Genomic DNA, 19,331 nt, shown 5'->3' on the forward strand with positions numbered 1-19,331 from the left:
GACTGGCCCGCCGCGCGCCTCCGCGTGCGCAACCTCCGCACCGGGTTCACCGTGAACGGTGTCCACCGCCCCATCGTCGCAGGCGTCTCCTTCGACCTCCTCCCCGGCCAATGCGTCGCGATCGTCGGCGAGTCCGGGTCCGGCAAGTCCGTCACTGCGCGCAGCCTGGTCGGCCTCGCCGGGCGCAACGCCGTGGTGGAGGCCGACCAGCTCGAGCTTCACCACGAGGACACCCGCGCTTTCACCCCGCGGCAGTGGCGTCGCGTCCGCGGCCGGGACATCGGTTTCGTCCTGCAGGACGCCCTCGTCTCCCTCGACCCGCTGCGTCCGGTCGGCGCGGAGATCGCCGAGGCCCTGCGCCTGCACGGCTGGGGGAACCGCGCGGCCCGGAACGCCCGCGTGAAGGAGCTGCTGGAGCGCGTCGGCGTCCCGAATCCGGCCGTCCGGGCGCGTCAGCGTCCCGACCAGCTCTCCGGTGGCCTCCGGCAGCGCGCGCTCATCGCCTCCGCGATCGCGCTCGACCCGGACATCGTGATCGCCGACGAGCCGACCACCGCTCTGGACGTCACCGTGCAGGCGCAGGTCCTCGCGCAGCTGGAGGCCATGAAGGAGCGCGGCGCCTCCCTCATCCTGATCAGCCACGACCTGTCCGTCGTCGCCCGCCTGGCCGACCACATCCTCGTCATGCGCGGCGGCGAGGTGCTGGAGCAAGGGCCGGCCGAGCGGGTGCTCGCCGCGCCGGAGCACGCGTACACCCGTGCCCTTATCGCAGCGGTCCCCGGCGAGGCCACCCGGGGACGCGCGCTCACCCCTGGCTCACCCGCACCGTCACCCCGGCCGCCCCTCGGTGAACCGGTGCTCGAGGCGCACGAACTGGTCAAGCGCTTCCACACCTCCGACGGCACCGTCACCCGCGCGGTCGACGGCGTCTCCTTCACCCTCCGCTCCGGCGAGACGCTCGGCATCGTGGGGGAGTCCGGTTCGGGCAAGAGCACGACCGCCAAGCTCGCGCTCGGTCTCGAGCGCCTCGACGGCGGCGACGTGCGCCTCCTCGGCCAGGAGTGGTCGGCGCTGCCCGAGTCGCGCCGCCGCGCCCTCCGCCGCCGCATCTCGGTCGTCTACCAGGACCCGCTGAGCTCGTTCGACCCGCGCTGGACCGTCGAGCGCATCCTGCTCGACGCCCTCCGCCCGGAGAGCTTCCCCGACCGCGCCGCCCGCGACGCCCGCGTGCGCGAGCTGCTCGGCCAGGTCGGGCTCGGCGTCGAGGTGCTGCCGCGCTTCCCGCTCCGTCTCTCCGGAGGCCAGCGCCAGCGCGTCGCCATCGCGCGCGCCCTCGCCCCACGCCCCGACGCGATCGTGCTCGACGAGGCCGTGTCGGCGCTCGACGTCACCATCCAGGCGCAGATACTCGACCTCCTCGTCGCCCTGCAGCGGGAGTCCGGCGTCGCCTACCTCTTCATCTCGCACGACCTCGGCGTCATCAGCCACCTGAGCGACCGCGTGCTCGTGATGAAGGACGGCCGCGTCGTTGAGGAGGGCACGGCCGAGGACGTCTTCGAACGACCCCAGCAGACGTACACTCGTGACCTGATCGCCGCGATCCCGGAGTTCGCTCCGGCCGGCGACCCCCGCAGCCCGGAAGGCGACGCATGACCACCGAACCCAAGCAGCTCTTCGTCAACCTGTTCGAGATGGCGTGCGTGAGCCACATCACGCACGGCCTCTGGCCGCTGCCCGGCAACAACCGCGAGCGCTTCGCCGACCTCGACTACTGGCTGGAGCTCGCGCAGCTGCTGGAGCACGGCGGCTTCGACGGCATCTTCCTGGCCGACGTGATCGGCGCGTACGACGTCTTCCGCGGCGGTCCGGAGACGGCGCTGCGGGAGGGTCTGCAGAGCCCGAACCTCGACCCGCTGCTGCTCGTGCCGGCGATGGCGGCCGTGACCGACCGGCTCGGCTTCGGGGTGACGTTCTCGACCACGTACGAGCCGCCGTTCGCCTTCGCCCGCCGGATGTCGACCCTCGACCACCTCACCAAGGGCCGGATCGGGTGGAACATCGTGACCTCCTACCTCCCGAACGCCGCCCGCAACTTCGGGCTGGACGACGAGGTGCCGCACGACGAGCGCTACCGCCGCGCCGAGGAGTACCTGGACGTGCTCTACAAGCTGTGGGAGGGCTCCTGGGACGACGACGCCGTCATCGCCGACCGCGCGGCCGGCGTTTTCACCGACCCGTCGAAGGTGCGCTACATCGACCACGTCGGCGAGCGGCACCGGGTGGCGGGCCCGCACATCGTGCACCCGTCGCCGCAGCGCACGCCTGTGCTGTTCCAGGCGACCGGGTCGCCGGCGGGGATCGAGTTCGCCGGCCGGCACGCGGAGGTCGTCTTCACCGGAGGCCGCACAAGCGAGGAGTTCCGCCGAAACGCCGACGGGATGCGCGACGCCGCCGAGCGCCACGACCGGCAGCGAGACGACGTGAAGTTCATCGCGATGGCGGGCGTGATCGTCGGCCGCACGACCGAGGAGGCCGAGGACAAGTGGAGGCTGTACCAGCAGCACTCCAGCCTCGACGGCATCCTCGCCCACAGCAGCCTCCCGGTGGACCTGACGGCGTTCCCGCGCGACATCACCGTGCGGGAGGCGCTGGCCCGGGCGGAGTTCCCGGCCGAGCGGGTGCCGTTCCTCCCGTTGGATCGCACCGTGGGCCAGGCCCTGGACTTCATCAAGAACGGCCGCGACGACCCGTTCCTGGTGGTCGGCGACCCGAAGACGGTGGCCGACGAGATCGAGCGCTGGCTGGACGAGGACGGCCTCGACGGCATCAACCTCCGCCAGTACCACTCCTTCGAGACGGCCCGCGACTTCGCCGAGCTGGTGATCCCTGAGCTGCGCCGCCGCGGGCGGCTGCCGCAGGAGGGGGAGCGGTCGGGGACGCTGAGGGAGCGACTGTTCGGCGACGGCCGCAACCGGCTGCCGGAGCGGCACCCGGCGACGCGGTACAGGGGCGGCGCGAACCTGCACGAGGAGGCTGCGGCCGCGGCCGCGGCGCGCTGACCCGCGCGGGCTCGCCGAAGGGCACATAAGCGCCCCTAAACGTCGCTTTTAGGGGCGTTTACGTGCCCCTCGGCGCGGCCTCGCATCAGCCTTCGTCGCACCGCCCCGCGAGCCTCCTCGCCCGCGCGCTCGAAACCCCACGAACGCGAGATACACACCCAGGAACGCCTCCCACACGATCTCCGGGAGGGTCGCCACCGCCGACACCGGCGACCCCTGGCCCCACAGCCCGAACAGCACGCCGATCCCGGACAGCGCGACGAGCGAGCCGCCGACCATCCCGACCACCGCCATCGGCCGCGGCACCAGTCCGGAGCGGAGCAGCAGCCAGCCGAGGAGGATGCCGTTGCCGATCCCGGCGACGAAGCCCGGGCCGAGCAGGAACGTCCAGTTCCGGAGCGCGACCAGCGTCTGCGCGGACGCGGTGAGCGCGCCGGGGTCGCTGAGCGTCGCCGCGTGCTGGCGGAGGGTCACGACGGTGAGCAGGCACAGCATCCCGACCGCGATGAACACGCACTCCATCACCCGGGCGACGACGTAGCCGAGCGCGAGCCCCTCGGCGCGGCGGCGGAGGACCGGGAAGAGCGCGAGCGCGGTGCCCAGGTTGGCGGCGATGAGCACCGCCTCGCAGAGGATGCCGGACAGCACGCGCACATCGGCGCCCGCGCCGAGCACGTAGTGCGGGTCGTCCAGGACCGGCGCGTAGAGCAGGACCCCGGCGATCGCGGAGACGAATGTGACGAGGAAGAGCACGCCCGCGGTGAGCGAGCGTCGGCGGTCGGCGGCGGAATCTGATGCGACAGTCGCGGTCGTCGTGGTTGTCATGATGGCCTCGGATCGGGTGGAAGATGACCTAGAATTATGGGTGTACGGTGTACACCACGAACGATAGGTGTACGGCGTACACCTTGTCAATACCCATCGACCGAGGAGCCGCCGATGCCGCAGTCCCCGCGCCCGCGCCTCACCCGTGACGTCCTGCTCGCCAGCGCCCTCGCCCGCGCCGACGCCGCCGGCCTCGACGCCCTGTCGATGCGCGCCCTCGCCGCCGAGCTCGGCGTCGTCCCGATGGCCCTTTACAAGCACGTCGCCAACAAGGACGAGCTGATCGACGGGATGGTCGACCTGGTCTGGGCGGAGGTCGAGCCGCCGGCGATCGGCGGGGCCGCCACTGATGACGGGAGTGCGGGAGCCCCCGCCGTCCCGTGGCACGAGGCCATGCGCGCGCGAGCGACCTCCCTGCGGGCAGCGCTGCGCCGCCATCCCTGGGCCATCGGCCTGATGGAGTCGCGCATGCGTCCCGGCCTGGCCAACCTCGCCGCGCACAACGCCATGATGGGCTGTCTCCGCGAGGCGGGGTTCTCCTTCCGCGCGACCGTGCACGCCACCTCGGTGCTCGACGCCTACGTCTACGGCTTCGCCCTGCAGGAGAAGACCCTCCCGTTCGACACCCCGGAGGAGTCGGGGGAGGCCGCGGCCGCGAAGAGCGAGACCGTTCCGCCGGAAGTGGCCCTCCGCTTCCCGTACCTCCTGGAGGTCGTGGCCGAGCTGGCCCGGGACGGCTACGACTACGACGAGGAGTTCGCCACCGGCCTCGACCTCATCCTTCAGGGCATCGAACGTCTCCAGCCCTGACGGCCCTCCTCAGTCGAGGTGGTCGAGGTAGCGGAGGATGATCCCCTCGCGCAGCGCCCACGGGCAGACCTCGAGCACCGGCACGTCGAACGCGCGCATCGCCTCCCGCAGCACGACGCCGCCCGCGACGATCTGAAAGGTCCGGTCCGCCGTGATCCCCGGCAGCGCGGTGCGGGCGTCGGCCGTGAGCTGCGCCAGGCGGGGCACCCAGTCCGCGAGCTCCGAGCGGCGCAGGAGGCTGCGCTCGGTCCCGCCCGGGCCGCTCGCGGTCGAACCGGCCAGGCGGGCGAGCGAGCGGATGGTCTTGGAGGTGCCGATCACGTGCGCGGGCCCGCTGTCGGTGAAGCGTCCGACCGCGTCGGCGAGCGTGGTCCTGGCATGGTCGCGGAGGGCGGTGACCTGGTCGGCGGTCGGCGGGTCCTGGTGCAGGAACCCGATCGTGCTGCGGCCGGCGCCCAGCGGAAGCGAGACCGCGGTGTCGGGGTACTCGTCGACGCCCGCCGCGATCTCGAGCGAGCCGCCGCCGATGTCCATCAGGAGGATGGAGCCGGCCGACCAGCCGGACCAGCGCCGCACGGCGAGGAACGTCAGCCGTGCCTCGTCCTCGCCGGAGAGCACCTGGAGGTCGACGCCCGTCTCGTCCAGAATGCGAGCCAGGATCGCGGGGCCGTTGGCGGCCTCCCGGATCGCCGAGGTCGCGAACGGCAGCAGCTCTTCGATGCCTTCGGCGCGGCCGACCTCGACCGCCGACCGGATCGCCTCCAGGATCGCGGTCTCGCCCTCGGCGCTGATCGCACCGTCCTCGGTGATGTAGCGCATGAGCCGCAGCACGGACTTGTGCGTGGCCGCAGGGAGGGGGCGTGCGCCCGGGTGCGCGTCGACGACGAGAAGGTGGACGGTGTTCGATCCCACATCGAGGACTCCGAGTCGCATAGTCAGACAGTAGTGGTCGGGGAGGCCGCTCGCGACACGCCGTTTTCTCGTGCCACACGCGGCCCGGGAGGGCGACACGCCGTGTCGATGTACCCAGTTCGGAGGTGGGTTTGTCGGTGGTCCCGCGTATTCTCGGGACTGTCGAACACGGTCCCGAAAAAATCGCCCAAACACTACATGTAGTGGAATGACAATCGTGTCATTCGGGTTATATAGTGGGTAAACACCGCGAGACGCGCGAGTGACAAGATTTCTGGGGAGGCCATCATGGACTACGAAAACGACACCGTCGGCGGCTATGCGGTTCCGGTCGACCCGATGGACCTGCTGCAGTGCGACAGCTGCCAGTAGTCCGCTGACGACAGCTTCGAGAACCCCGGCGCCGAGTGCGCCGGGGTTCTCCCGTTTTCCTGGGAGCACATTCCGGGGGAGCCCGGGTCGCCTAGGGCGCTTGCGTAGAATCGTCGGGTGCCAGTGAATCCAGAGCTCGTGGGTCGGAGCTTCCCGCCCACCCCTCCGTATCTCGTCGGCCGTGAGAAGGTGCGCGAGTTCGCCGCCGCCGTGCTCGCGACGGATCCGATCAGCTTCGACGTGGCGGCCGCCCAGGCCGCGGGCCATGCCGACCTCGTCGCGCCGCCCACCTTCGCGGTCGTGGTTCAGCAGCTCACGCTCGACCAGCTCCTCGCCGACCCGGAGGCGGGCATCGACTTCAGCCGCGTCGTCCATGGCGACCAGCGGTTCACGTTCTCACGTCCGGTGATCGCGGGCGACGAGCTGACGGCGACGCTGACCGTCACCGCGGTCAAGTCGCTCGGCGCGCACAGCATGGTCACTGCCGAGTCGGTGATCGTGGACGGTGCCGGCGATCACGTCGTCACCTCCATTTCCACCCTGGTCGTGCGAGGAGACGAGTGATGGCCGCCCCCGATTTCGACGCCCTGACCGTCGGCGACGTCGTCGCCGAGCGCTCGTTCGACCTCAGCCGCGACGCCCTCGTCCGCTACGCGGGCGCCTCCGGCGACTTCAATCCGATCCACTACCGCGACGACGTCGCGACCTCGGTCGGCCTTCCCGGCGTGATCGCGCACGGGATGCTGACGATGGGCCTCGCCGTCCAGCCGGTGGTCGACTGGGCCGGCGATCCGGCGCGTGTCGTGGACTATCAGGTGCGCTTCACCCGCCCGGTGGTCGTGGACCCGGCGGAGGGCGCGAGCGTGCAGGTCACGGCCAAGGTCGGGCAGCTCGACGCAGAGGCCAGGGTCGCGCGCATCGACCTCACGACGACCTTCAACTCCGAGACCGTGCTCGGCAAGGCGCAGGTCCGCGTCTCGCTCGCGTGAACGACGAGATGACCGCGACGACGCCCCTGTCGGAGCTCACGACCATGCGGGTCGGCGGCGTTCCGGAGACCCTGGTCGCCCCCGCGGACACCGACGCGCTTGTCGCGGCCGCCCAGGAGGTCTGGGCGGAGGGCGCGGACTGGCTGCTGCTCGGCGGCGGCTCCAACACCGTCGCGAGCGACGAGGGCTTCGAGGGAACGGTGATCCGCGTGGTGACCCGCGGGGTCGAGCGCCTCGAGGCGCCGGAGGGCCGCGTACGTCTGCGGGTGCAGGCCGGCGAGCCCTGGGACGACGTCGTCGCGCTGACCGTCCGAAACGGCTGGTCCGGCATCGAGGCGCTTTCCGGCATCCCCGGGTCGACCGGCGCGGCTCCGGTGCAGAACATCGGCGCCTACGGCCAGGAGCTCGAGTCGGCGCTGCTCGGCGTCGACTTCCTGGACGCGAGCACCGGGGAGGTCCGTCGCCTGTCTCGTGCGGACCTGGACCTGGGATACCGGACCTCCGCGCTCAAGCGCGGCTTGCTCGGCATCGTGCTCACGGTGGATCTGGAGCTCGCGGACAACTCGGTGCCCGGCGGCGTCGGGGCGCCCCTCAGCGCCCCAGTCGCCTACGCACAGCTCGCCGACTCGCTCGGCGTGCCGCTCGGGTCGCGCGTGCCCGTCGCCGAGCTCCGCCGGGCCGTACTCGCGCTGCGCGCCTCGAAGGGGATGGTGCTCGACCCGGCCGACCCGGACTCGGTCAGCGCGGGAAGCTTCTTCACCAACCCCATCGTCTCGGAGTCGTTCGCGCGGGGCCTGCCGGCGAACGCGCCCCGCTGGCCTGTGACGCCTCCGGAGCCGGACATCGTGATCGGCCTCCCGGCAGGCGGCGTCCACCCGATGGACATCCCGCCGCTCGCCGACGGCCCGTACGACGTCAAGCTCTCGGCAGCCTGGCTGATCGAGAACGCGGGAATCCGCCGTGGGTTCTCCCTGCCGGGCTCCGGCGCCGGCATCTCGTCCAAGCACACGCTGGCGATCATCAATCGCGGCCACGCGAGCGCAGCGGACATCGGACAGCTCGCCTCCTTCATCCAGAGCAGGGTCCAGGCGGAGTTCGGGGTGTTGCTGCACCCGGAGCCGATCCTCGTCGGGATGACGCTCTGACCGCACCCCCGGTCACGCCCGTAGCGCCGCCGCGAACGGCAGCACCGCTCCCGCACCTGCCCTGCGCAGCTCGCGCCCGGCCACGGTGACCGTCCAGCGGCTGTCGATGAGGTCGTCGACGAGCAGCACCGGCGCACCGGCGGGGACGTCGAGCCCTGACGCGTCGAACCGGTCCCAGACTCCCGCGAGCCGGTACGTGCTGTTGCCGCCGGGACCTCCCGACGGGCCGCCGCCGCGGAGCGCGAGAGCGCCGAGGTAGGGGAGCCGACCGATCTGCGCCAGACCGCGCGCGAGGCTGTCGGTGAAGCGCGGCCGGCCGCGCGACGGCAGGGCGACCACTGCAGTGGGGCGGCTCGCCCAGCCCCAGTCGGCGAGCACCTGCACGCACGCTTTCAGGATCTCGGGAGGGCACTCGCCGTCCGGCGCTTCGGCGTCGAGGAGCTGCCGCAGGCGTCCGCCCCAGCCGAGGTCGGTGAGCCGTGCGAGCACCCGTCCCGGCTCGACCTGCTCGCCGGGGGCGATCTTGCCCCGCACGGGCACGCCGAGGCTGTCGGCGCCGGTCGGCCACAGCTTGCGCGGTTCGACGGGGACGCCGACCCGGTCGAGCTCCGCTGTGATGGTCTCCCGCGCGTCCGCGGCGACTCCCGCCGGATACCACTCGCCGGCGCAGCGGTCGCAGCGGCCGCACGGGCCGGCGTCGGGATCGTCGAGCTGCCGCTGCAGGAACTCCATGCGGCAGCCGGTGGTGGTCTCGTAGTCGAGCATCGCCTGCTGCTCGGCCTCCCGCGCCGCCGCGATCCGCTCGTAACGGTCGCGGTCGTACTCCCACGGCCGTCCCGTCGACACCCAGCCGCCCGGCACGCGCCGCACCGCGCCGTCGACGTCGAGCACCTTGAGCAGCAGTTCGAGCGTGGACGAGCGCAGGTCGACCCGGCTCTCCAGCACCCGCGTGGACTGCACCTGGTCGCTCAGCGCGCCGAGCAGGGCTGTCGCCTTCTCCTCCGTCGGCATGGCCGCCGTCGCGAAATACCGCCAGATCGCACTGTCTTCCGGGCCCGGCAGCAGCAGGACGTCCGCCGACTCCGTGGCCCGCCCTGCGCGGCCGACCTGCTGGTAGTACGCGACAGGGGAGGACGGCGCTCCGAGGTGCACCACGAATCCCAGGTCCGGCTTGTCGAAGCCCATGCCGAGGGCGCTGGTGGCGATGAGGGCCTTGACCTCGTTGCGTTTCAGCCGCCCCTCCAGCTCTTCCCGTTCGGCCGGATCGGTCTGCCCGGTGTAGGCGGCGACGTCGTGGCCCGCGCGGCGCAGCACACGCGCCGTGTCGTCCGCCGCCGACACGGTGAGCGCGTACACGATCCCGCTGCCAGGGAGGTCCGCGAGATGGCCGGCGAGCCAGGCCAGGCGTGCGGTCGCGTCCTCGAGCGCGAGGACGCCGAGCCGCAGAGACCGGCGCGCCAGCGGCCCGCGGATGGTGCGCACCGTCGCCGCGAGCGCCGAGCCGACGAGCTGTTCCTCGACGTCGGCCACCACCCGTTGATTCGCCGTCGCGGTCGTCGCCAGCACCGGGATGCCCTCCGGCAGCGCGGCGACGAGGTCGCGCAGCCGCCGGTAGTCCGGCCGGAAGTCGTGCCCCCAGTCGGAGATGCAGTGGGCCTCGTCGATGACGAGCAGTCCGCAGCGCTCGACCAGGGCCGGGAGCTGCTGGTCGCGGAAGTCCGGATTGTTCAGGCGCTCCGGCGACACGAGGAGGACGTCCACGGTGTCGTCGCGCAGCCGGGCGGCCACGTCGTCCCATTCGTGCCGGTTGGCCGAGTTGATCGACAGAGCGCGCACGCCCGCCCTGGCCGCGGCCTCCACCTGGTCGCGCATGAGGGCAAGGAGGGGGGAGACGAGGATGGTCGGCCCCGCGCCCCGCTCGCGCGCAGCAGCATCGTCGCCACGAAGTACACCGCCGACTTGCCCCATCCGGTGCGCTGCACGACCAGAGCCCTGCTGCGATCGTCGACGAGAGCCGACACCGCCTCGAACTGCCCGTCGTGGAACGCCGCGTCGGGGCGGCCGACGAGCGCGCGGAGGCGGCTCAGGGCTCGATCGCGGGTGGTCTCGGGGACGGTGTCTGTGGTGCTCATGCTGCCATCGTTCCAGACGGCGCCGACGTCGCGACCGGTGCGGGAGGATTTGTGGAAAGCTCGCTGGATCGGTGAGCTGTGGAGGACTTTTCTCTCAGCGGAAACGGGCATCCACGTCGGGTGATCGAGGAGATGAAAAGGTGGCGTCGACCCGGGAGGCCGGCGCGGAACGCTCCCGATCGGCGCCGAACGCGCACCTACAGTCGTCAGCGTGTCCACACGTACCCGCACCCGCGCACAGGCTCCGCTCCGCCCGTTCGAGCTGCGGCTCCGCCTCCCCAACGGCTCCTCCGCGGTCGTCGTGATGGAGGCGCGCAACGTGGGCGAGGCGCTCGACATGGCCCGCAGGGCGCTCGGCGACGTCCAGGTCATCGAGTCGCGGTGAGTCGTCTTCCGTGACGGCCGAGTCCCCGGGCCGCGGCCCGCTCCGCGTGATGCACGTGGTCGACAGCATGGGGAACGGCGGAGCTCAGCAGGTGGTCGTCGACCTGTCCAACTGGCTGGCCGTCGATGACGACGTCGCCGTCTCGGTGTTCGGTGCGGGAGGCCCGGCCGTCGCCCGGCTGGCGGCGCCCGTCCGCTTCATCGAGCACAGCACCGGCGGCTTCGTCGCGCAGACGATGCGGCTGCTGCGCGCGGCACGCCGGATCCGGCCGGACGTCCTTCACGCCCATCAGCGCCGAGAGGCCCTGCAGTCGCTCATCGTCGGACGGCTCCTCGGCATCCCTGTCGTGGAGCACGCGCACACGCGGCTGCCGAGCGTTCGCCCGCGGGCCCTGTCGTTCCGCAGCCGCGTCGTCTTCGCGGTCGGTCCCGCCGTCGCCGAGATGGTCATGGTCGACGTCGGCCGCCCTGCCGCGCGCGTGGTGATCGTCGGAAACGTGCCCGCCCAGCGGGGCGGAGCGCCCGACCCGGTCACGAACGAGGTCACCCCGCCGCTGCGTCTGCTCGGGGTCGGCCGGATGGTCGAGCAGAAGGACCCGCTGCGCTTCGTCCGCGTCGTGGCAGAGCTCGCGCGCCTGCGGCCCGTGGAGGCGACGTGGGCCGGCGACGGCGAGCTCCGCGACGCCGCCCGCGCGGCGGCGGTCGAACGGGGCGCGCCGATCGACTTCGCCGGCCAGGTCGACGACGTCCCCGCACGACTGGACGCCGCGCACTTCCTGCTGATGACCTCCCGCTGGGAGGGCACGCCCCTCGCGGTGCTGGAGGCCTTCGACCGCCGCCGCCCTGTCGTCGCGACGGCGTCGGCGGCGAACGGTCTCCTCGCGGACGGACGGGGCTACGAGGTCCCCGACGACGCCACGGACGCCGAGTTCGCGGCCGTTATCGCCCGGGCGGCGGACGACGCCCCAGCCCGCGCACGCGTGGTCGAGGAGGCCAAGCGCTGGGCCGACACCGAGGCGTCCCCCGAGCGTGTCTTCGGCCCGGTGCTGGAGGCGTATCGGCGGCTCACCGGGCAGGCCGTCCGCTCGTGAGCCCCCTGCTGCTCTTCGGCGGAGCGGTCGCGATCCTGGCGGTCGTCCTCCTCATGATCGCGGTGCCTCCGCGGCTGATCCGCGGGGTCGCGGTGTCGTTCACGGTGGTGGCGGCGTCGTTCGGGCTCGCGACCTTCGCACCCGACTCCGTGCGTCCGCCCGCCGCGATGGCCGCCATCGGTGTCCTGGTGCTCGCCCTGGTCCGCTCGCGTGCCGTCACCTCAGGGGGCGTCCGGTTCTGGGCGGTGACCGCCTGGTGGGGATTCATCTCGCTGAGCGTGCTGCTCACCGGAAGCTACGGCACGAATCGCATCGTGCTGTACTTCGGTCTGGCGACGCTCGCGGCGTACGTCGCCTCCTCGCTCGACCGGGCGGAGCTCAGGCTGGTGTACGCCACGATCGCCGGTCTGGCCGCAGTCCAGGTCGGCCTGGCGTTCGTGGAGATCCTGGTCCTGCCGGAGCCGATCTGGGGATACAGGGGGAAGATCCGGTACAACCCGTTCACCAACGATGTCTATGCCCGTGCCCAGGGCACGTTCGGGCACCCCATCGTCTTCGCCGTCTTCATCGGGATCGCGTTGATCGTCGCGTGGTCGAATCCGGCGCGCTGGTCTCAGAAGTGGAGACTGGTCAACCTGACGGTCGCGACCGTCGGCCTCGCACTCTCGGGAACGCGCAGCGCCGTCGCCGCCGTCGCTGTCGGGCTGCTCGTGCACGTGGCTCTGAACAGCTCCTTGACGTCCTGGTTGCGTTCCCTGATCGGCGTCGGGGCGGTCGTCATCGTGCTGCTGAACATCGACATCGGAATCGGGACGATCGTCGCCAACCTGCTCGACTCGGGTTCGTGGACGCACCGCCTCGGGGCGCTCGAGTCCGTCCGGGCGCTCCTGGACCGTCCGCCGATGGAGGCGTGGTTCGGGAACGGGTTCGGAAGCGAGGCGATCCTCTACGATCGCGGCCTCATGCAGCAGACCTACCTCCGAGCGGTCGACAACATGCTCGTCTATGCGCTGGGAACCACGGGGATCGTGGGCCTTATCGCCCTCCTCGCATTCTGGGTCGTCGCCTTCTGCTTCGCCGACCGGACCATCAAGGCGGTCCTGGCGATGCTGTTCGCGATGTTCTTCTCGTTCGACCTGTTCACGTGGATGAACGCGGGAGTCATCACCAGCCTGATGATCGCCCTCCCACGCGCGGACAGACCCGCCCAGGACGTCGTCCAGCAGGTGGAGGGCGCGCCGGCGCTGCGAGCGGTCTAGCGCCCGGCGCGGAGCTCCGTGCGGGCCGAGCGGCGCGTAGGCGCGTCGTCTTCGCCTCTCGGCGCGTCATCGCTCGACGGCGTCTCCGTTGCGCCCGCATCGCCGGCGGAGACCGCCGGGCTCTCGTTCGACGTGTAGTAGTCGTTGCGGTAGTACCCGTAGTCGTGGGAGTCGACGCCGTTCGGCGGGATCTTGTTGAGGACGGCGCCCAGCACCTTGCCGTTGACGCGCGTGACAGAGCGGTAGGCCTTCTGGAGCTGCTCGGCCGTGACCTGCTTGGCGCCGACCGTGATCACGACGCCGTCCGCGATGGTGCCGAGGATGGCCGCGTCCGTCACCGAGAGCAGCGGGGGCGCGTCGAGGAGCACCGTGGCGACGCCGGATAGCGCGCCGATCAGCTCGCGCATCGTCCGCGAGCCGAGGAGCTCGCTCGGGTTCGGCGGCACGCGGCCGGCGCCGAGCACCCGTAGGTGGCTGCTCGCTGTCGGGGCCTGGAGGGCGTCGCCGAGGGCGACCCGGCCGCTCAGCACGTCGGTGAGGCCGACCCCACCGCGCAGGTTGAACAGGGTGGACTGCATCGGACGGCGCAGGTCGCAGTCGATGATGACGACGTTCGCGTTGCCGGAGGCGATGGCGTCGGCGAGGTTCGCGGTCAGAGTGGACTTGCCCTCACCGGGGATCGAGCTGGTCACCACGATGACCTTCGGCGGGTTGTCGACGTCGATGTAGCTCAGGTTCGTGCGCAGCTCGCGCAGGGACTCGGAGATCGCGAAGAGCTGCGCCGAGTCGGCCGAGTCTTCGTGCTCGACCACGCGTTTGCGGTCGGAGAGCGCCGGGCTGGCCGGGACGGTGCCGATCACGGGGGCGTCGAGGAGGCGCTCGATCTGGTCGACCGAGCGGATCCGGCGGTCGAAGTGCTGGCGGAGCAGTGCGTAGACCAGGGCGAGCGCGAAGCCGGCGAGCAGCGCGAGCACGAGCGCCGTCTGGATGTTGGGCGACGACGGGAAGTACGGCGGGCGCGCGTTCGCGAGGGGGACGAAGGCGATCGACGGATCGCCGACCGACCCCTCCGGCGTCTCCAGCGCCTTCACCTGGTCCGAGAGCGCCGTCGTCCAGGCGTTGGCGAGCTTCGCCGCGCCGTCCGGGCTGCTCGCGCTCGCGGTGATCTCGATGATGGCCGTGTCCGCGGGAAGGGTCGCGGTGACCTTGCCGAGCAGATCGGAGATGGAGCGGTCCGTGCCGAGGATCTCCTGCGCGCGCTTGGCCACAGCGTCCGACGTCGCCACCCGCACGTACGTCTCGGCGCGGGACTTGGCGAGGCTCTCGCCCGCGAAGGTCATCGAGAGGCTCTCGCCCGCCGCCGCCTGGGTGAGGCCGGTCGACGTGGACTGGTAGACGCGGGGCTGCAGCGCGGTGAATCCCGCGACGAGACCGATCGTCGCCAGCACGATGATCGCCTCGCCGAGCCAGTAGCGCCTGATCATCCGCACGAAGTCGCGCAGGTCTCTGCCCTTCGACTGGTTCTCCGCGGTGTCCGTCGGCGAGGTCATGTCACAGCTCCATTCCGGCGTCGGGGGCCTGTTCGTGGTCGGGTTCGGGGTGCGTGGGCTCGAGCAGCCGGAGGAGCAGCAGCTCGTCGATCAGCGACCGGCAGTCGGCGCGAGCCGACTCCGGGTGGTCGGGATACCTGCCGAGCACGTGCTCGACGATCGCGTCGTCCGTCGCATGCCCGTCGAACGACTGCCAGAGCAGGCCGGAGGTTCCATTGAGGACGAACTGGCGGAAATCGGAGACGTCGGCCACCGCCCAGCGCCCCGCCGTCGTCTCCACCCACACGACGGAGCGGGCATGACGGTGCACCCGGGTGGAGGTTTCACCCTCGACATCACCCATGGCACCGGTGTGCATCACCGCCGCCACTCGAGCACCCCCGCGCGGACGAGGACGTCGATCGTGCCGTGCAGAGCCAGGTCGTCGCCGGGCGCCGCGCCGTGGACCGCCCGCAGCCGGTCGAGGAGCTCCTCTTCGGACCGGGCCGCACCGGCCTCCAGCCACAGCGTCTTCGCGACGCCGGCGAGCACCCGGAACTCGCTTCCGTGCGCGAGGACGAGCAGCTCGGCGGCCTCCAGGGCGTCGTCGGCCCGTGTGCGGATCAGGCCGGGCGCGCTTCCGTCCTCGCGGTCGCAGGCGACGATCGAGAACGCGAGGTCCTCGGCGGACAGTCGCGGCGACGCGGGCGGCCCGGAGCCCGGATCGAGGTCGAGCACGTCGGCGTAGCTGAGCTGCTCGATCCCGCCGACCTGCCGGATCAACTCCGCGAGAGCGCCGAGCGGGCGCGGATGGTGCTCCAGCGCCGAGAGCTGCGGGACGAGCGCCTCCAGGCTCTCGACCACGTCGAGGCGCCGGGACCGCGGCTGCCGCGAACCGCCCGCCTCCCGGTTCAGGACGATCACCCGGTCCACCTCGTGCGGGACGCCGGCGACGGGCAGCCCCAGCTCAGCGGGTGCGAGCTGTGCTTTGACGGGCCCTCCCCGCTCGACCGAGAGCGGCTTCGGGTAGGGGAGGACGCTGCCGTCGGCTCCGACGAGGGCCGACTCGTCCGTCAGATACCCGTGCGGGCCGGCGAGCCGGGTGACGGCGGTGGTCTTTCCCGCCCCCGACGGTCCGACCAGGAGGATCGCGCGACCGTCGGCACGGACGGCCGCGGCCGCGTGGAACAGCAGCCCCTGTCCTCTGTTCAGGTCGATGAGCGTGCGCGTGATCAGGGTGCTGGCGTCGGCCAGACCGGCGGCGGTCGCCTCCGGTGTGTCCGCGGCGGAGTCGAGGACGAGCTCGTCGTCGGTCTCGGCCCGCGGGTCGAGCAGCAGGTGCGCCCACGCGTCCGCGAAGGCTGCGGCGAGGGTGCAGGCTCCCGCACCGGTGACCCGGATCCGGAGTGCCCGACCGAGTGCGCCGACGACGAAGCCGGCCTCGGCGTCGTGCTCGTGCGGTCGGGTCGGGTGGGCGGGCATGGGTCTCCTCGGGTGCGGTCGGGTCGGTCGGAAAGACCCAGTATCGGCGCGGGCCCGGCCGAGGGGTCGCTGCGGGCCTCGCGCTCGGCGCCGCGGCGATCGGGTGATGTTTTACCTGTGTGATCCGACACGCGGCCGATTCTTCGGGTGAAGAAGGACGCGGGATGAGCGCTGTCGCCTCCTTGCCGCGGGAGCGGCGACGTCGGCGGGGTGATCATGTCCGTCTGCGTCTGCGACCGCGGCGTTCCCCGCCGCGGCATCGACTGAGGGGAGGCCTGATGCCCGGGAGCGGGTTCTCCGTCCTGTTCGTGTGCACCGGCAACATCTGCCGGTCGGCGATGGCCGAACGGCTCCTCACCGCCCGGTTGCCGCCCTCCGCCGGTGGAGCGGGGGAGGGCGTGGTCGTCCGGAGCGCGGGAACGCGGGCGGTCGTCGGACGCTCGATCTCGTCGCAGACGCGCCCCCGCGTCCGCGCGTTCGGCGGCGACCCGGACGGTTTCGTGGCCAGCCAGCTCACCGAGGCGACGATCGCCGGCTCCGACCTCGTCCTCGCTCTGACCCAGGAGCACGCGACGCGGGTCACCGCCCTCGACCCCGGCGCCTTCTCCCGGACGTTCACGCTGCTGGAGTTCGCACGCGCGATCGAGGGCTTCGCCGGGGACGGCGACCCCGGCGATCCGCATCGGTGGCGAGCGCTCACCGACCGCGCCGTGGACGCCCGCCGCCACGGCCTCCTCCCGCCGCGCAGAGACGACGACATCGACGACCCGTACGGCCGGCCGGACGAGGCGTTCGACACGATGGCGCGCCGGCTCGTCCCGGCGATCGACATCCTGGCCGGCATGCGAGAGTCCGCGTGACGACGCCCGGGGGCGGCGACGACCCGCAGCCTTCAGTGGCATCCGGGCGCAGGCAGGGGCGGCGTCGCTCCGAGCGCAGACGGCGGCGACGCGTCTGGATCTGGGTCACCGCCGCCGCCCTCGTCATCGTGCTGCCGGTGGCCCTCCTCGGCGGGTACCTGCTCTGGCTGGGGTGGTCGTTCGACGGGACGGTCGAGCGTATCCCGAACGCGTTCCCGGACGGGTCAGGGCGTCCGCCGGCCGTCGCGGGGACGACCAACTTCCTGCTCATCGGATCGGACTCCCGCAGCGGGCTCCACGATCCGCTGTCGGGCTGGGCGACCGGCGAGCGCTCCGACACGCTCATGCTGGTCCACATCCCCGCGGACCGTTCCGGGGTCGTCGTCGTCTCGCTGATGCGCGACCTCTGGGTCCCGATCCCGGGCCACGGCGAGAACAAGATCAACGCCGCCTACAGCTGGGGCGGCGTGCCGCTGACGGTTCAGACGGTCGAAGGACTCCTGGGTGCGCGGATCGACCACGTGGCGGTCGTCGACTTCGGAGGGTTCGGCGATCTCTCCACTGCTCTCGGCGGTGTGAAGGTCTGGTCCGACAAAGCGTTCACGTCCAAGAACATGCCCGGCTACAGCTTCGAGAAGGGCGAGAACCGGCTCGAGGGGTCGGCCGCCCTGGCCTTCGTCCGCGAGCGGTACTCGTTCCCCGACGCCGACTATCAGCGCGTGCGCAACCAGCAGGCGTTCGTCCGAGGGATGCTCCAGGGCTTCATCAGCGCTCAGACCCTGACCGATCCGGGCAGGACGCAATCCGCGATCACGACGCTCGCCCGGTATGTCGCGGTGGACGAGGGGCTGACCGCGTCCGCCGCCGCGTCGCTCGCGCTCAGCTTCCACGGCCTGACGCCCGACGCGATCCACACCCTCACGCTGCCCACCGCGGGGACGGGGACGTCGCCGGGCGGGCAGTCGATTGTGCGCGTCGACGAGACGCGCGTCGAGGTCCTCAGAAAGGCGCTCGCCGCCGACGACGTCATACCGACGCTGAAACGCGGCGCGCTCGGCGATGGAAGGAACTGATGGTCCGCACAGACTCACAACGCCCGCAGACGCTGACCGGCCGGCTGCGCGCCGCCCGCACGCTCGTCCTGGCGGACGCGCTCGTCGTCGGCGGCGTCCTCGCCACGGCACACCTTGCACGCTTCGGGAATCGCAACGACCCGTTCCGCATGGGGCCGCTCGACACCTCGTACGTGATGGTCTCGATCCTGATCGGGGTGATCTGGCTCGTCATCCTCGCGATGCTCAGCGGGTACGAGTCGTGGCCGAAACGCCTCAACGGCCCGTCGTACGTGCCCCCGGTCCGCGCGACCGTCTGGCTCGTCGCCCTCCTCGCGGTCGCCTCCCTCGTGCTCCAGCTCGACCTCTCGCGCGCCTACCTCGCGTTCGCGATGCCGTTCGGCCTCCTCGGCCTGATCGCCGTGCGCTTCGTCTGCCGGTGGTGGATTTACGCGCACCGCGTGCGGGGCCGCTACATCCGGCGTGCGCTCGTCGTCGGCACGCCGGAACGGGTGGCGGAGCTCGCTGCGGTCTTCGCGGAGCGGGCGGCGCGGGTCGCGGTCGACGTCGTCGCGACGACCGGCATCGAGAACGCACGCGGCCCGTATCTGCGCGAGCTCGTCGAGCGGCATCGGATCGACATCATCGTCCTGACCGAGGAGCGCGACGGCGCCAACGTCCGCCAGCTCCTCTGGGACGTCGAGGGCGCGGGCGCCGTGGTCTGGCTCTCCGTCGACGTGCCGGAGCTCGCCGCGCCGCGCGCCGAGTACTTCCCGATCGACCGGCTCCCCATCGTCGAGGTCGCGCCGGCCGACCGCTCGATCACGCGGCGACGGGCGAAACGCGTGTTCGACATCGTGCTGAGCGCCGTCGCGCTGACGCTGCTCCTGCCGATCATCGTCGTCTGCGTCATCGTGATCCGGCTCGACAGCCCGGGGCCGGCCTTCTTCCGGCAGTCGCGGGTCGGCCGCGACGGCAACCCCTTCGGCATCGTGAAGCTCCGGACAATGCGGGTGAACGCGGAGGAGGAGGTCGCGGACCTGCAGCACAGGAACGAAGGCGCGGGACCGCTGTTCAAGATCAAGGACGATCCGCGTGTCACCCGCGTCGGCAGGTTCCTGCGCCGCACATCGATCGACGAGCTGCCGCAGCTCTGGAACGTCCTCAAGGGCGAGATGAGCCTCGTCGGGCCGCGGCCGGGGCTGCCGTCCGAGGTGGCGGAGTACGACAGGGACAGCCACCGCAGGCACATCGTCAAGCCGGGGATGACCGGGCTCTGGCAGGTGAGCGGGCGCTCGGACCTGTCCTGGGAGCAGGGCGTGCGGCTCGACCTCTTCTACGTGGAGAACTGGACGGTGGCGGGAGACCTCCAGATCCTCTTCCAGACGGTCGGCGTGGTGCTGCGCCCGAACGGGGCGTACTGACACCGG

At 71.8% G+C, this 19,331-nt stretch carries 17 protein-coding genes and 1 pseudogene; 12 read left to right on the top strand and 6 right to left on the bottom strand.

Annotation, left to right across the window (positions count from 1 at the left end):
* Positions 1 to 24: 24 nt before the first annotated feature.
* Both ABH923_RS15340 and ABH923_RS15345 read left to right on the top strand, forming a co-directional pair.
* Positions 25 to 1,653, top strand: a complete 1,629-nt coding sequence (locus ABH923_RS15340) for a dipeptide ABC transporter ATP-binding protein (protein ID WP_370057376.1) — start codon at positions 25 to 27, stop codon at positions 1,651 to 1,653.
* A complete protein-coding gene (locus tag ABH923_RS15345; protein ID WP_370056257.1) occupies positions 1,650 to 3,059 on the top strand; it encodes an LLM class flavin-dependent oxidoreductase in 1,410 nt (469 codons plus the stop codon). The genes ABH923_RS15340 and ABH923_RS15345 overlap by 4 nt, the downstream gene beginning before the upstream one ends.
* Before the next feature lie 48 nt (positions 3,060 to 3,107).
* On the opposite strand, the gene ABH923_RS15350 is transcribed toward ABH923_RS15345, so the two are convergent.
* Positions 3,108 to 3,884, bottom strand: coding sequence for a DUF4386 domain-containing protein (locus ABH923_RS15350; RefSeq protein WP_370056258.1), 777 nt, complete (start codon positions 3,882 to 3,884; stop codon positions 3,108 to 3,110).
* A gap of 114 nt (positions 3,885 to 3,998) precedes the next feature.
* Between ABH923_RS15350 and ABH923_RS15355 the strand changes: the two genes are divergently transcribed.
* A complete protein-coding gene (locus ABH923_RS15355) occupies positions 3,999 to 4,694 on the top strand; it encodes a TetR/AcrR family transcriptional regulator (protein ID WP_370056259.1) in 696 nt (231 codons plus the stop codon).
* A 9-nt stretch (positions 4,695 to 4,703) separates the two neighbouring features.
* On the opposite strand, the gene ABH923_RS15360 is transcribed toward ABH923_RS15355, so the two are convergent.
* Positions 4,704 to 5,627 (bottom strand): Ppx/GppA family phosphatase, encoded by a 924-nt coding sequence (locus ABH923_RS15360; RefSeq protein WP_370056260.1) that lies wholly within the window; start codon positions 5,625 to 5,627, stop codon positions 4,704 to 4,706.
* Between the two features lie 468 nt (positions 5,628 to 6,095).
* Between ABH923_RS15360 and ABH923_RS15365 the strand changes: the two genes are divergently transcribed.
* From ABH923_RS15365 to ABH923_RS15375, 3 genes are read left to right on the top strand one after another with little or no spacing between them, the layout of a single operon-like run.
* A complete protein-coding gene (locus ABH923_RS15365; RefSeq protein ID WP_370056261.1) occupies positions 6,096 to 6,542 on the top strand; it encodes a MaoC family dehydratase N-terminal domain-containing protein in 447 nt (148 codons plus the stop codon).
* On the top strand, positions 6,542 to 6,967 hold the full coding sequence (locus ABH923_RS15370; RefSeq protein WP_370056262.1) for a MaoC family dehydratase: 426 nt from the start codon (positions 6,542 to 6,544) through the stop codon (positions 6,965 to 6,967). The genes ABH923_RS15365 and ABH923_RS15370 overlap by 1 nt, the downstream gene beginning before the upstream one ends.
* An 8-nt stretch (positions 6,968 to 6,975) precedes the next feature.
* A complete protein-coding gene (locus tag ABH923_RS15375) occupies positions 6,976 to 8,112 on the top strand; it encodes a UDP-N-acetylmuramate dehydrogenase (RefSeq protein WP_370057377.1) in 1,137 nt (378 codons plus the stop codon).
* Positions 8,113 to 8,124: 12 nt separating this feature from the next.
* On the opposite strand, the pseudogene ABH923_RS15380 reads toward ABH923_RS15375, so the two are convergent.
* A pseudogene (locus ABH923_RS15380) lies at positions 8,125 to 10,244 on the bottom strand (RecQ family ATP-dependent DNA helicase).
* A gap of 211 nt (positions 10,245 to 10,455) precedes the next feature.
* On the opposite strand from ABH923_RS15380, the gene ABH923_RS15385 reads away from it, so the two are divergent.
* Genes ABH923_RS15385 through ABH923_RS15395 form a run of 3 tightly spaced genes read left to right on the top strand, consistent with a single transcriptional unit; the run spans position 10,456 to position 12,978 of the window.
* A complete protein-coding gene (locus tag ABH923_RS15385) occupies positions 10,456 to 10,629 on the top strand; it encodes a hypothetical protein (protein ID WP_370056263.1) in 174 nt (57 codons plus the stop codon).
* A gap of 10 nt (positions 10,630 to 10,639) precedes the next feature.
* Positions 10,640 to 11,719, top strand: a complete 1,080-nt coding sequence (locus tag ABH923_RS15390) for a glycosyltransferase (RefSeq protein ID WP_370056264.1) — start codon at positions 10,640 to 10,642, stop codon at positions 11,717 to 11,719.
* Positions 11,716 to 12,978: an O-antigen ligase family protein gene (locus ABH923_RS15395; protein ID WP_370056265.1), complete on the top strand. Its 1,263-nt coding sequence runs from the start codon at positions 11,716 to 11,718 to the stop codon at positions 12,976 to 12,978. The genes ABH923_RS15390 and ABH923_RS15395 overlap by 4 nt, the downstream gene beginning before the upstream one ends.
* Here ABH923_RS15395 and ABH923_RS15400 read toward each other — a convergent pair.
* From ABH923_RS15400 to ABH923_RS15410, 3 genes are read right to left on the bottom strand one after another with little or no spacing between them, the layout of a single operon-like run.
* Positions 12,975 to 14,528, bottom strand: coding sequence for a polysaccharide biosynthesis tyrosine autokinase (locus ABH923_RS15400; protein ID WP_370056266.1), 1,554 nt, complete (start codon positions 14,526 to 14,528; stop codon positions 12,975 to 12,977). The genes ABH923_RS15395 and ABH923_RS15400 overlap by 4 nt on opposite strands.
* A 1-nt stretch (position 14,529) precedes the next feature.
* Positions 14,530 to 14,871 carry a PqqD family protein gene (locus ABH923_RS15405; protein WP_370056267.1) on the bottom strand — a complete coding sequence of 114 codons (342 nt, stop codon included), beginning with the start codon at positions 14,869 to 14,871 and terminating at the stop codon, positions 14,530 to 14,532.
* A 14-nt stretch (positions 14,872 to 14,885) separates the two neighbouring features.
* On the bottom strand, positions 14,886 to 15,989 hold the full coding sequence (locus ABH923_RS15410; protein ID WP_370056268.1) for a hypothetical protein: 1,104 nt from the start codon (positions 15,987 to 15,989) through the stop codon (positions 14,886 to 14,888).
* 278 nt (positions 15,990 to 16,267) lie between these two features.
* Between ABH923_RS15410 and ABH923_RS15415 the strand changes: the two genes are divergently transcribed.
* Genes ABH923_RS15415 through ABH923_RS15425 form a run of 3 tightly spaced genes read left to right on the top strand, consistent with a single transcriptional unit; the run spans position 16,268 to position 19,325 of the window.
* On the top strand, positions 16,268 to 16,849 hold the full coding sequence (locus ABH923_RS15415) for a low molecular weight phosphatase family protein (RefSeq protein ID WP_370056269.1): 582 nt from the start codon (positions 16,268 to 16,270) through the stop codon (positions 16,847 to 16,849).
* Entirely contained in the window at positions 16,846 to 17,922 is a 1,077-nt protein-coding gene (locus ABH923_RS15420) for an LCP family protein (RefSeq protein ID WP_370056270.1), read from the top strand. The genes ABH923_RS15415 and ABH923_RS15420 overlap by 4 nt, the downstream gene beginning before the upstream one ends.
* Complete coding sequence (locus ABH923_RS15425; RefSeq protein WP_370056271.1) at positions 17,922 to 19,325, top strand: sugar transferase; 1,404 nt, start codon at positions 17,922 to 17,924, stop codon at positions 19,323 to 19,325. Before ABH923_RS15420 ends, ABH923_RS15425 begins: the two co-directional genes overlap by 1 nt.
* Positions 19,326 to 19,331: the final 6 nt, after the last annotated feature.

Origin of the sequence: Leifsonia sp. EB41 (assembly GCF_041262565.1) — a bacterium.
Taxonomy (GTDB): domain Bacteria; phylum Actinomycetota; class Actinomycetes; order Actinomycetales; family Microbacteriaceae; genus Leifsonia.